This window comes from Bacillus sp. JJ1503 (assembly GCF_036965125.1).
Lineage (GTDB): Bacteria > Bacillota > Bacilli > Bacillales > Cytobacillaceae > Cytobacillus.
Window position 1 is genome coordinate 1 of record NZ_JBALOZ010000222.1, and the last position, 12695, is coordinate 12695.

Genomic DNA, 12695 nt, shown 5'->3' on the forward strand with positions numbered 1-12695 from the left:
GCTTCCGCTTTTCTATTAAGCTGCGCTATTATAGGAACCTTGTTTGCTAATCCATGCACTCATACGTGCAAAAATTAGCATAAATACAATGGTTATAATTAATCCTTTTATAATATTAAACGGTAAAATGCCTGTTACGATCATTGTACGCATTTCTGGAGCAGACATAGCTGGCATATTTAAGAAAAATGTATAGGCAGGCAGGATGATGAAGTAATTTAAAATACTCATCATTACAGCCATTATAGCCGTACCAATAATTAATCCAAATGTCATGCCCTTTCTCGTTTTTAATTTGTTGTAAACATAGTATGTTGGCAATACAAACAGGATGCCCGCAATAAAGTTAGAAATATGACCAACTGGAACACCAGTTGCGCTCCCTGTCATAAAGTAATCCAAAATATTTTTAAATAATTCAACTAAGATGCCAGCCAGCGGACCAAAGATTAACGCGGCAATTAATGCAGGAATATCGCTAAAGTCAATCATTAGAAATTGTGGAAATGGCGGTAGCGGGAAGTTTAGCAGCATTAATACATATGATATACTGCTCAACATCCCAATCGAAACTAAAGCTTTTACTGAAAATCTTTTCATGTTCCTCTCTCCTTGTTAGGACTATCTCTCCTAAAGAAGAAAGGTTCAGCAGATCATGTAGCCATCATAAATAAAACCCTCAAGTAATATACTTGAGGGAGATTTAAAAGGCTCACTAAATAAACGTTCATCATTCCTGCAATTTTTGAACGTCTGCAGAACCTCCATCTTCTCCCATCCAGACTGTACTGTCGGCTTTGGAATCGCACCAAATCCTGCCAAAGCTTAAAGCGTTCACCAAGAAATAGAATGATAGTTGCCAAATGACAACTTTTTTCAGCTATTTCCGATAATTTGCTTCAGCCATAAAGGCTCGCGGGCTTAGAGAAAAATCTCATCACCGCCGGTCGGGAATTTCACCCTGCCCCGAAGATAGACCGTATTTATTTGTTACAGTTTTTATTATACTTGAAAACTAACGAATTGGGAAGGAATTAAATTTCTGATCTTTTTTCCTCCTTAAAGCTTGTACAAGCTTCCCCCTAAAAATAACAAACTAATAAATATCCCCATGATTCCAGCAATCATAAATCTTCTTAAATAATCCCGCATTTTATCCTCCTGTTAATCCTAATAAGTTTTTGTCCAATATCCACAGTATGTAAGCAGAAGTTAGTTTAGAACAAAACAAATCAAAATTGATTAATCTATCTATGAAAAACAGGCTAAACATATTGAATATAATAAGCCAACCCTTTATGATCGCAAAAAGAAAGACGGGCCAAATGGCTCGTCTCTAGTTCTGATTGGAAATTATTCGCTTGTTAGGTACAACAGGAACCTTAATGTCTTGATTTAGATCAAATATTCCAATTCTGTCGATATTTGCATTTTCAAGCTTAACAAATTCATAATTAAACTCTTTCGCTGTTAATAAAATTGCTTCAATAGTATGAAGAGTTGCCTCATCATTATTTAATTGTGATCCCTTTTCAAATTTGATAATGAGCTTTCCTTCTTTTGGATTTTCTTCCGTTTCGAATTGGATCGTTTCAGGAATGGATGCTATCAATTTTTCCCCCGCCTGATTATTTCTCATTATCGAAAAGGCTTCTTGGATTGTGCCCTGTTTTTCAGTAAATTTAAAAGGGACAATAAATGGCTTTGTTTCAACATTGCTTGGAAAATAAAAATAATAAGCGTCATCGCTTGATTGCTCTTTCGATACAAATTCATCTATTTTACCGAGATGGCCAAATTCAATGCCCGGATTTCCTTCAGTCGTCAAATTAACTTTCTTAATATCAAATGAAGCCATTATATGATTCATAACTTGGTTTAATTGCCATTCTGTATTCGAAGACATGCCATATGAATGGTCAGCTGGAACATTTAGTGTCAAAATTTTATTTTCTTCATCAAAAATCAAACCGGCTTGTAAAGGGTAATATTCCGTTAATCCCCATTTTTCTTCAGCCAAATTCGACATATTTTCTACATATAATTCAAATTTTGACTTTTGGTCATCTTTAGGAACAATGAGGCTAATAGGAACAATAAATGAAACATCCTGATTTGGAACACCATATGTTAGCACTTCCTTATCAATCATATCCTCCTCATATACAGCAGTTGTCTCGTCCTCCACTTCTATCGAAGTGATCCCCATTTGTTTCTCTTCTTCCTGTTTTGCCATTTCAATAGGGGCTTCATTTTCCTTTGAATCTGCAAGCTGATCTTGATTGTCACCCAGACTCTTTTTTTCCATCATTATTTCGGATGCAGATGAAGATTTATCCGCTGATTCCATTGATTTCTCTTCAAAGCCTTGCCAATTGAAAAGGTTGGGAACTAGGATGAAAAATAGAAGGAAAGCTCCTGCTGTTGCAATACTAGGCATAATCCACATTTTTTGTTTTCGCTTTTGCAATTTGATTGCGACAAGATGATAGATTTCTCTAGGATCCCGATCATCCTTAATTTTTGGCATATTGCCTAATAATTCTTCAAGCTGTTCCTCAGTCCATTCTGATTTTTTCATTTTCTACGGTTCCCTCCTTTCTTTTAATTTCGTCCATATAAGTCTTTAATACCTTCAACGCCCGATGCTGAGTTGTTTTTACTTTACTTTCTGTCCATCCGAGTGCTTCAGCGGACTCAGTAATGGAAAGTTCATGAATATACCTCATAACAATGATCATTCTTTGATCTACTGTACAATGGTCAAGGCATTTGTAAATATATTGAATTTCTTCATTTTGGACAATAATTTCTTCTGGAATGGGGTATTCATCTTTTACTTGTTGTGTGGACCAATCGAATTTCTCTAGAAGCCGCTGCTTCCATCCCTTTTGTTTGCGGAAAGAATCAATTGCCACATTTCTTGCAATGGAAAATAACCAAGTTTTTTCACTGCTTTTTCCTTCAAATTTTTCATATGATTTTAGAACTCTAATATAAACCTCTTGGACAAGGTCCTCGGCAAGTTCCCTGTTTTTCACCATATAAAAAAGAAATTGAAAAACGTCATGATGATATTTTCTATATAATTCATCAAAAACGGAGTCCATTCGTTTCCCTCCCCGTTTAATTTAATAGTCGTAATAATTCTAGAAAAGGTTACAAACCTAAAAACATATCCTCTCGCCCTATTATCTTTTAATTTGATAAAAAAAGGAAGGATTTTTATGTAAATCCTTCCAACATAGAAATTAAAACATATTTAATTAAATCGCTCTAAATGTTTCCCGTGTATCAAGAACAATCGGCATATTTTTCTATATTAATCTATATTTCGAGGGATAAATAGAGAAAATGTCGTACCTTGACCAATTTTACTTTGAACAGATATTTGACCTTTATGTGCATGAATAATATTTTTCGCAATGGCAAGTCCAAGACCCGTTCCAGATCGTCCTCTCGTTCTTGCTTTATCTGCTTTATAGAAACGTTCAAAGACGAAAGGCAAATCCTCTTCAGGAATGCCTGATCCGGAATCTTCCACTTCAATATAAAGGCCACGTTCATCATTCCGCTCAGAAACGAATACCTTGCCCATATTTGGGGTATGCCGAATTCCATTATCAATTAAGTTGGTTAATACTTGCTCTATTCCGTCTGGATCAAACCTTAATGAGCCAGACTGTTCACTGAGCTGTAAATCAAGGTGTATTTCCTGTTCCTTAGCTAATCCTTGGAACTTACGAACAACCTTCTGCAGAAATGGTTTAACCTCGATTTCCTCCATTGTTAGTTGGATATGTCCAGCTTCCATTCTTGCAAGATCTAAGAGCTCATTCACTAAGCGGCCCATTCTTAATGACTCATCATAAATAACACTTGCCATCTCTTTCTTTTCTTCATCTGTACTGGCAATATCATCTACTATCGCTTCACTATATCCCTGCATCATGGCAATCGGTGTTCGAAGTTCATGTGAAACATTTGCAATGAAATCCTGTCTTAGCTTATCAAGCTGCCTTTCTTCAGTCATATCCCTAATAACAGCAACAGCACCACGAATATATTTTTCATTATATAATGGACTAACAATCATTACCCAGAAACGGCCCTGAATAGATATTTCACCAACCTGCTCTTTCTCTGTACTTACTGCGAGCTGGAAAAGCTCCATTACTTTAGATGGTACTGCTTGAGTATCTTTATTCTCCTCATCCTGTTCGTAATACCAGTTATGCAAAAAACGATCGGCAGGAGGATTTGTAATTAAAATAGTTCCATCTCGATCAAATGTAATAACTCCGTCAGCCATTCCACTTAGAATACTTGCAAGCTGTTCTTTTTCCTGTTTAAGGGCATCCATATTAAATTTGAGCTGCTTCCCCATTTGATTAAAAGCAATAGCCAATTCGCCAATTTCGTCCTGTGACGGGAAAGGTACCTTAGTATCAAACTTCCCCCTGGCAACCTCAAATGCTGCTTCACGCATTTTCCGAAGAGGAGCAGTAATTCGTGTTGATAAGAAAAACGCAAAAATGGTCGTTAAAATGATGGCAACACCAGCGGCAAGGAAAATAAATTTCGTCGTTGTGCGCGTTGTTTCCTCCATAACCTCGAGCGATTGATAAATATAAACGGCCCCATTTTTACTAGTAGATTCCTTTAGTGGAACGCCGACTATTAATATTCGGGAATCATCATTGTTTTTCTCCTTATCCCCATCAAAGGCAGACATTTTCTTGACAGTTTTATGATCAGTAATAACCTTTTCTAGCTCGGCATCCTTTGTAAGATATGTGATAGGAAGCTTAAAGCCTTGATTTTCATTTGGTGAGTAATAATATTCGTTTGGATTTGTCACTATAACTACCTCAGTGACGTCATCCACTAATTCCCACGAAATCTCGAGGCCGACATCTCGATCATGTTCATCTAATATACGGGAAATTTTTTGGGCAGTATTCGTAAGCCCTCTTTCCATTTCATTGATATGATAGTTTTCGAAAAATTCTAATAGCATAATAGTTAAAATAAAGAGTACTAAAGAAACTAGGAATAGAATTGTAAACCAAAGTTTACCTACAACACTTCGCCAGAGCATCATTCATTAATAACCTCGAACTTATAGCCTACACCCCAAACAGTTACAATCATTTTTGCAGCTTGCTCAGAAACTTTATTTAGCTTTTCGCGTAAACGCTTAACATGCGTGTCAACAGTTCGCAAGTCCCCAAAAAACTCGTAATGCCACACTTCCTTAAGTAATTGTTCACGATCAAAGACTTTATCAGGTGATTTTGCAAGAAAATAAAGTAATTCATATTCTTTAGGTGTCAGACTTACCTCTTTCCCATCTGCAAGCACTCTGTGTGCATCATGATCAATCGTTAAGTGAGAAAAGACAATAATATCTTTCGCTGCTGCTTCTGTTTGTATATAGGTTGTTTTAGAAGCTCGGCGCAATAGCGCTTTAACTCGTAAGACTACTTCTCTTGGGCTGAATGGCTTAACAATATAATCATCAGTACCTGCTTCAAAGCCTTGTACTCTATTTACTTCCTCACCTTTTGCAGTCAGCATGATAATAGGCGTAGCTTTCTTTTCCCTTAATTCCTTACAAACTTCAATCCCATCTTTACCAGGCATCATCAAATCAAGCAGGATGATATGATAATCATTTTCAAGAGCTTTTGTTAATGCCTCGTTTCCATCTCCCGCTTCATCAATAATAAAGTTTTCTCTTTCCAAGTACATTTTTAATAAACGTCGAATTCTCTCCTCATCATCAACGACTAAAATTCTTACGTCTTTTTCCATAATCGCATTTCCCCCTTTGTATTTCCGCTAATGAATAGAACTTTTTGAAATAAGCCTCCACAAAGTGAAGGCTTTTTAGCTTAAACTAAAGAACTATCTGTTATAAACATGATGACCAGATTTAAGATCCTGCGTATGAATGCAAACCAGCAATTACTAGATTAACTGCCACCAAATTAAACATAATAATGACAAAACCGATTACGGCAAGCCATGCAGATTTTTCACCGTGCCAGCCTTTAGATAACCGGAGATGAAGAAAGGCTGCATAGAAAAGGAATGTAATAAGTGCCCATACTTCCTTCGGATCCCACCCCCAAAAGCGGGTCCACGCTATTTGCGCCCAGATCATCGCAAAAACTAAACCGCCTAGCGAGAATATTGGAAATCCAATTAATACAGAGCGATACCCAATTTCATCGACTAAATCAAGATTGATTTTCCTTACGATCGGCTGTAATGCGGCTGCAATACGTTTCCGAAGCACGAGCCTAAATAATAAATATAGAATGATACCCGCTCCGAATGACCAAATTACCGTATTCAATTTTTTGGCATTAATAATAGCCGGAACTTCTATAATTGGCTCAAACTTTCCAGCAGTAACTAATTCTCCTTCATGAGGACCTATTAAAGCAGGCATCGTATACTCAAATGTAGCATTCTGTTCTTCTTTATTGATCCAATTAAATTCAGCTTTGTAATCCATTGAAGAGAAGCTGATTGAAATAATAATATAACCAAGCGTACAGATTAATCCAAACATGACTGCTTCTAGCCAAAAAGTACGTTTACTAGATTTAGATTGATCGACAGATTTCACTAAATATAGAATTCCTGCTACAAAACTGATCGACAATACCGCCTGACCCACTGCTGTCGTTGTAACGTGAATATAAAGCCAATCACTTTGCAAGGCAGGAATCAGTGGGGAAATATCTCTCGGGAACATGCTTGCATAAGCAATAAGCAGCAAAGCAACAGGCATCGTAAATAATCCCAATAAAGGGGTTTTGTAAATATAATAAATAATGATAAATGCACCAACTAAAGCCAGTCCAAAGAATGTAATAAATTCAAACATATTACTTACTGGTGCGTGTCCAGCTGCAATCCAACGAGTAATAAAATAGCCTAAATGAGCAATAAAGCCGATTATACTTACCAGCAGTCCAAGCTGTGCCCATCTGTTCGGCCCTTTCTTCTGATTCCTCTTATCCTTTATTGAGCCAGCAAATAGCACAGTTGCGATAATATAAAGAATAAAGGCTATATATAATAAATTACCACTTAAATTTGCCACCTAAATGGTTCCCTCCTCATACTGTTTTTTCGTTTTCTGTTTGATCTTCTGGTTCTTTTATTCCAGTATCTTCTAATACTGCACCGATTTCTCTTTTAAGTCCATGCCAATTTTTATTTGTATGACCTGCAACCCAAACCTCGTCATTTACACGGCGAATCCAAATCCGACGATGGGTCCAGTAAGAGCCTTGTGCAACCCCGATCATGAAAATCAAACCACCTAAAGCAATGATCCATAATGTTAAATCTTTTCGCACAGTTAAGGCTGTAACATTTTTTGTTTCGACGCCCTTAAATGCTAATTTATATTGATTGTCTCCAAATGGCTCAATCGTCTGGCGGATGGCAACAAAACTGACTTCTCCTTCTGGCCTGTCTGGGGTAATCATGTTAAACACGAAGGCAGGATTGTTAGGAATTCTTGACTTTGTTATGGGTTCCCCGCTTTTATCAAATTCAAAGTCTGGGAAATAACTCATGACTTCAACAGAATATCCATTTCCTAAATCATATTTATCCTTTGGATCAAATAAATCTACGGTAAGATTTCCGTACTCTTCTTTCGTTTGTTTATTAGCAAGTGCAAAAGTCATTTTGTTTAATTCATCAAGTTTATATTCAACCTGATACAAGGCAAAGCTTTCAAACTTTAATGGTTCGTTTACACGAATCTCGTAATCCTTTACCTTTTCAAGCTCAGGCTTTTCCCCAGCAATGGCATCCCCTTTCTTTTTGTATAGGGTTACATTTGACTGGAAATTTTTAGCGACCATTCCTGTCCTTTCAAGCGCATCACTAAAAACCTCTTTATCTTTATCTTTGTCATAAACTTCGAGGATGAAACGATCATTTTTCAAGTAATATTCTCCGTGCGTTTCCGGAATTACTTTCGTTTCCCCTTCCCGGAGCCAGAGGACCTTGTCAACATACATACCTGGGACAAAGCGAAGCATCCCGCCAATTAGGAAAATAATTAAGCCAATATGGTTAACATAAGGGCCCCATCTTGAAAAACGGCCTTTTTCAGCAAGTAAATTGCCATCTTCTTCACGAATATTGTACCGTTTGGCTCTTAATTTCTCTTTAACTGATTCATAGGATTCTTCAAAGTTTTTCACTTCAGATCGTCCAAACAGACGCTGACGCTTTAAGAATCCTTCATGTCTCGTTACGCGCTGGACCTTTAAAGCACGATAAAGCGGAACTACCCGGTCTAAACTACAAATGATGAGTGATATTCCGATTGAAGCGATAAGCAATAAATACCACCAAGAGCTATAAAGATTATGAAATCCTAGATCATAATATAATTTTCCAAGCCATCCATATTGTTCTTGATAATACTCGGCAGCCGGCATGACAGGAGGTATGTACATTTCCTGGGGAAAAATAGTCCCTAGTGCAGATGCTACTAATGTGATAACAATTAGCCACACACCCACCTTAACGGATGAAAAGAAATTCCATATTTTATCTACCATCGTTTTGTTGTACGTTTGCGACCGGCGCGCACTTCCCTCATAGCGCATATCTACAAGCTTTTTTTCTTTCTCATGCTCTTCTAAAATTCTGCCGCAAGCTTCACAAAGAATTGTTCCATGTGGGTTTACGTGTCCGCATTCACATTTTACGTCTTTCATTTTTAAAAACTCCCTATATCTTATGGTTTAACCTGCTCCATCATATCTCTAATCATGTCTTCTGTTAGCTCGCCTGTATGATATTTAACGACTTTTCCATCCTTATCTATCATATAAGTTGCAGGAAGAGGACTTATTTTGTATGCGGTTTGCACTTGTCCATCCGTATCTTTTAATATAGGAAAAGTTAAGTTATGTTTATCTGCAAATTTTTGAACAGCCAGATCCGATTCACCTACATTGACAGCTAGAATCGTTACGCCATTGTCTTTAAATTCCTTATATTGATTTTCCATATATGGCATCTCACGTTCACATGGCTTACACCAAGTACCCCAGAAATTTAAAAAGACCCCTTGACCTTCATAATCTGACAAACGATGTTTTTCACCGTTCATATCCATAAGAACAAAATCAGGTGCTTTTTTACCAATTGCTACTTTCTTCACATCATCCTTCGTAAAATTTGCATATAAAGTGTAAGCAACGGCGGCGCCTAATATAAGTAATATGATTGTCCTTATTACTAAACGCTTTTTTTTCATTAAAATATCTCCTTTTTAAAGCACTATTCATGAAACACTTATAAAGCATCGTGCATTCCATTTTTTCTTTATTAAACCAACAAGAATAACAGAAATGCTCATATTAATTATAGCATTTATCACCATTATGATAATGTTTACAATATGAAGGAAGTGTGACTATTCTATGAAATTTTACTTATTAGCTATTTAGCTTGGGCAAGTACACGGAGCTGTTTCACTTCATGAGCTGTTAATTCTCTAGCTTCTCCTGCTTTTAACCCATGAAGAGTAAGAAATCCATATCTTTCGCGTTTTAATTTTATTACCGGGTGACCAATCGCTTCAAGCATTCTTCTAACTTGGCGATTTCGTCCTTCATGGATTGTAAGTTCGATAATAGATGTTTGTTTCTTCTTATCCATCGATATCATTTTTACGCGTGCAGGTGCTGTCATCCCATCTTCTAATTTAATGCCTTTCTCAAGACTTCTTGTCTTTTCTCGCGAAGGGATTCCTTTTACTTTCGCAATATATACCTTCTCTACTTCGCTCTTAGGATGCATGAGCAGGTTTGCAAATTCACCATCATTAGTAAGTAAAAGAAGTCCAGAAGTATCAAAATCTAATCGCCCAACTGGATAAATTCTTTGTTCAATATTTGCTAAATAATCTGTCACAACTTTTCTTCCTTTATCATCTTGAACACTGGAAATAACTCCCCTTGGTTTATAAAGGAGAAAATAAACCGGCTCTTCCCGTTCAATCGGAATTCCGTTTACTTCCACACGATCAGAAGAAGAAACTTTGACACCCAGTTCCTTCACTATTTTCCCATTTACCTTAACATGTCCTTCTACGATTAGCTGCTCAGCCTTTCTTCTTGATGCAAAACCGGCATGCGCTATCACTTTTTGTAATCTTTCCATATTATGTCACCCCAACTTAAAATGCTTTCATATAAGGATTTTACCTAAATCTGTCCTTTTGAATTATGACATAAATCAAGCTTTTTTCAAAGTAAGGGATTTTTAGCAGAAAAAAAGATACCCCATTGGAGGGTATCTTCGTACGAAACTAATTAAATACCGAATACGAGTGTCACAACGATAATAGCTGCAATAATTCCGACTAAATCTGCCAATAGTCCAACCTTTAAGGCATCTCCCATTTTTTTAATTCCAACTGCCCCAAAATAAACGGTTAAAACATAAAAGGTAGTATCTGTACTTCCTTGAAGGACGGAAGCAAGACGGCCAATAAAGGAATCAGGTCCGTTGGCAGCGATGAGATCAGTTGTCATGCCAAGTGCAGCAGACCCTGAAATCGGGCGGATAATGGCAAGCGGAAAGATTTCGGGGGGAACCCCAATTGCTTCAAGTGCTGGCCTCATTAACTCCACGAAATATTCTAATGCTCCTGATGCACGAAAGATGGAGATCGCAACAAGCATGCCAACAAGAAAAGGTATGATGGATACAGCAATTTTTATTCCCTCTTTTCCCCCTTCTACAAAGCTTTCATAAGTGGGAACACGCTTAATAGTCCCATATAATAATATGAAACCAATTAGGACGGGAATAAACCATAAAGAGATAACAGATACAATTTGCATGCAGCTTCATCCTTTTCTTGTTCTTCGATAATAGAAATACCTATCAATTAAGATAGCTCCGATAGCCGAGCTAATGGATGCAATTAATGTAGGACCAACAATTTCTGTAGGTGAAACCGATTCATATTTCATCCGTATGGCAATAACCATCGTTGGAATAAGCGTAATGCTTGAAGTATTAACAGCAAGGAAAGTGATCATTGAGCGGGTTGCTTCGTTTTTTCCGCCATTTAAGTTTTTTAATTCTTCCATCGCCTTAATCCCAAGTGGTGTGGCTGCATTACCTAACCCAAACATATTTGCCATCATATTCGACAGAATATACCCCATTGCTGGATGATTTGTAGGTACTTCAGGAAAGAGCCGTTTAACAATCGGTTTAAAAGCTTGCGATAGTTTATTCAATAGCCCCGAATCCTCTGCAATTTTCATCATGCCTAACCAGAATACGAGAATACTAATTAAACCAATACAAAGTGTAACAGCTTCTGCTGCTCCTTTGAAAACCGCCTCATTCACTTCATTCATCGTCCCATTGACCATTGCAAAAATAATGCCGATTAGCGCCATCAACGCCCAAATAATATTAATCATCCGTTTTCACACCAACGATTGAAATAAAAATATTTCTAAAAATGCCAAAGAAGGAATCCTCCTCATTTGCTTTTTCCTGTTTAAAATATATAGGCAGTGTTTTTATTTGACGGTTATCAAAATAAACAATCGCCTTTCCAACAATTTTAGGAATGTTCTCTCCATCCTCCCACTTCCTGTCAGGCTTCATCATTTTATATTTAATCTCGAAAAGGTCTTTCTCTTTATTTGTAATTGGATAATCAAAGCCAGTCTCCAAAAACACTTTCTTTTTATAAAACCTATCCTTTATATCCTTAATCACACCCTTTGGCAAAACCTCAGCTAAACTGTATGTCTTAAAACCCATTTCATACATTTGGATATGATCATTCCAGTCAGTTTGTCCAGTTGCATTTAACGTTACGGCGATTAAATCAAGCCCTCCCTTGGAAGCGGTAGTGACTAATGTTCGTTTTGCCCGCTTTGTAAATCCGGTTTTTCCGCCTGTACTATATTCATAATCTGAAAGTAAACGATTTTTATTCGTCCATTTTCGATCCCAGCCTTCATTAGGATGCGGTGTTTTATAAACCTTTGTTCCTGAAATTTTTCCATATTCTTTATTATTCATGGCATAACGGGTTAATAGCGCCATATCATACGCTGTTGAAAAGTGATTTTCATGATCGTCAAGTCCATGGGGGTTCTCAAAATGGGTATTCTCCATTCCAATTTCTTTTGCTTTTTGATTCATTAAAAAAACAAAGCCGTCAAGGCTCCCCCCAATATGTTCAGCAATGGCTACTGCCGCATCATTCCCTGAACGGAGCATCAATCCATATACTAAATCCTCCAATTTTATTTTCTCACCTGGTATTAAATAAATGGAAGATCCTTCTGCTCTAACTGCTTTCTCGCTAACCTTCACCATCTCGTCCATTTTTCCAGATTCTATGGCCAATATGGCAGTCATAATTTTGGTGATGCTGGCTATTCTTCTTGGCGTAAACGCATCTTTTTCAAATAATATTCTTCCAGATCCCTGCTCCATCACAATAGCACTGCGCGCACTTACAGAAACAGAAGCTTCTGCCTTCTGCGGAATCAATCCGGTTAAAAGTGCAGCAATCAACGGATAGATCAAAAGCTTTTTAAATTTCTTCATTGTAAAACCCCGTCTCCTATAGCTTATCTTCTGTAGCTCCAGCGCCTAGCCCC

The 12695-nt window shown here is 37.2% G+C and carries 12 protein-coding genes and 1 riboswitch; all 12 genes read right to left on the reverse strand.

The features are described 5' to 3' along the window. Positions 1-15 precede the first annotated feature (15 nt). Complete coding sequence (locus V7149_RS16595) at positions 16-600, reverse strand: ECF transporter S component (protein WP_335346718.1); 585 nt, start codon at positions 598-600, stop codon at positions 16-18. Between the two features lie 162 nt (positions 601-762). Beyond that, positions 763-978: riboswitch (FMN riboswitch) on the reverse strand. A 358-nt stretch (positions 979-1336) separates the two neighbouring features. Next, the gene (locus V7149_RS16600) at positions 1337-2581 is read right to left on the reverse strand and encodes a hypothetical protein (protein ID WP_335346719.1); all 1245 of its coding nucleotides are present in this window, start codon (positions 2579-2581) and stop codon (positions 1337-1339) included. Further along, positions 2559-3110 (reverse strand): RNA polymerase sigma factor SigX, encoded by a 552-nt coding sequence (sigX, locus tag V7149_RS16605; RefSeq protein WP_335346720.1) that lies wholly within the window; start codon positions 3108-3110, stop codon positions 2559-2561. The genes V7149_RS16600 and sigX overlap by 23 nt, the downstream gene beginning before the upstream one ends. A gap of 212 nt (positions 3111-3322) precedes the next feature. Beyond that, entirely contained in the window at positions 3323-5104 is a 1782-nt protein-coding gene (locus V7149_RS16610; RefSeq protein WP_335346721.1) for an ATP-binding protein, read from the reverse strand. Next, positions 5101-5817, reverse strand: a complete 717-nt coding sequence (locus V7149_RS16615) for a response regulator transcription factor (RefSeq protein ID WP_335346722.1) — start codon at positions 5815-5817, stop codon at positions 5101-5103. The genes V7149_RS16610 and V7149_RS16615 overlap by 4 nt, the downstream gene beginning before the upstream one ends. Positions 5818-5938: 121 nt before the next feature. Next, a complete protein-coding gene (gene ccsB / locus V7149_RS16620; protein ID WP_335346723.1) occupies positions 5939-7120 on the reverse strand; it encodes a c-type cytochrome biogenesis protein CcsB in 1182 nt (393 codons plus the stop codon). Between the two features lie 16 nt (positions 7121-7136). After that, complete coding sequence (resB, locus tag V7149_RS16625) at positions 7137-8762, reverse strand: cytochrome c biogenesis protein ResB (RefSeq protein ID WP_335346724.1); 1626 nt, start codon at positions 8760-8762, stop codon at positions 7137-7139. 20 nt (positions 8763-8782) lie between these two features. Then, on the reverse strand, positions 8783-9307 hold the full coding sequence (resA, locus tag V7149_RS16630; RefSeq protein ID WP_335346725.1) for a thiol-disulfide oxidoreductase ResA: 525 nt from the start codon (positions 9305-9307) through the stop codon (positions 8783-8785). A gap of 185 nt (positions 9308-9492) precedes the next feature. After that, the gene (gene rluB, locus V7149_RS16635; protein WP_335346726.1) at positions 9493-10215 is read right to left on the reverse strand and encodes a 23S rRNA pseudouridine(2605) synthase RluB; all 723 of its coding nucleotides are present in this window, start codon (positions 10213-10215) and stop codon (positions 9493-9495) included. 152 nt (positions 10216-10367) lie between these two features. Continuing rightward, entirely contained in the window at positions 10368-10901 is a 534-nt protein-coding gene (locus V7149_RS16640) for a spore maturation protein (RefSeq protein WP_335346727.1), read from the reverse strand. Positions 10902-10907: 6 nt separating this feature from the next. Next, a complete protein-coding gene (locus V7149_RS16645; RefSeq protein ID WP_335346728.1) occupies positions 10908-11495 on the reverse strand; it encodes a nucleoside recognition domain-containing protein in 588 nt (195 codons plus the stop codon). Then, a complete protein-coding gene (locus V7149_RS16650) occupies positions 11488-12642 on the reverse strand; it encodes a D-alanyl-D-alanine carboxypeptidase family protein (RefSeq protein WP_335346729.1) in 1155 nt (384 codons plus the stop codon). The genes V7149_RS16645 and V7149_RS16650 overlap by 8 nt, the downstream gene beginning before the upstream one ends. Positions 12643-12695: the final 53 nt, after the last annotated feature.

What these genes read in the sequence shown, in the direction of transcription:
- resB (WP_335346724.1), bottom strand. Translation starts at nt 8,762, where the DNA reads ATGAAAGACGTAAAATGTGAATGCGGACACGTAAACCCACATGGAACA.
- V7149_RS16645 (WP_335346728.1), bottom strand. Translation starts at nt 11,495, where the DNA reads ATGATTAATATTATTTGGGCGTTGATGGCGCTAATCGGCATTATTTTT.
- V7149_RS16610 (WP_335346721.1), bottom strand. Translation starts at nt 5,104, where the DNA reads ATGATGCTCTGGCGAAGTGTTGTAGGTAAACTTTGGTTTACAATTCTA.
- V7149_RS16615 (WP_335346722.1), bottom strand. Translation starts at nt 5,817, where the DNA reads ATGGAAAAAGACGTAAGAATTTTAGTCGTTGATGATGAGGAGAGAATT.
- rluB (WP_335346726.1), bottom strand. Translation starts at nt 10,215, where the DNA reads ATGGAAAGATTACAAAAAGTGATAGCGCATGCCGGTTTTGCATCAAGA.
- V7149_RS16595 (WP_335346718.1), bottom strand. Translation starts at nt 600, where the DNA reads ATGAAAAGATTTTCAGTAAAAGCTTTAGTTTCGATTGGGATGTTGAGC.
- sigX (WP_335346720.1), bottom strand. Translation starts at nt 3,110, where the DNA reads ATGGACTCCGTTTTTGATGAATTATATAGAAAATATCATCATGACGTT.
- V7149_RS16600 (WP_335346719.1), bottom strand. Translation starts at nt 2,581, where the DNA reads ATGAAAAAATCAGAATGGACTGAGGAACAGCTTGAAGAATTATTAGGC.
- V7149_RS16650 (WP_335346729.1), bottom strand. Translation starts at nt 12,642, where the DNA reads ATGAAGAAATTTAAAAAGCTTTTGATCTATCCGTTGATTGCTGCACTT.
- V7149_RS16640 (WP_335346727.1), bottom strand. Translation starts at nt 10,901, where the DNA reads ATGCAAATTGTATCTGTTATCTCTTTATGGTTTATTCCCGTCCTAATT.
- resA (WP_335346725.1), bottom strand. Translation starts at nt 9,307, where the DNA reads ATGAAAAAAAAGCGTTTAGTAATAAGGACAATCATATTACTTATATTA.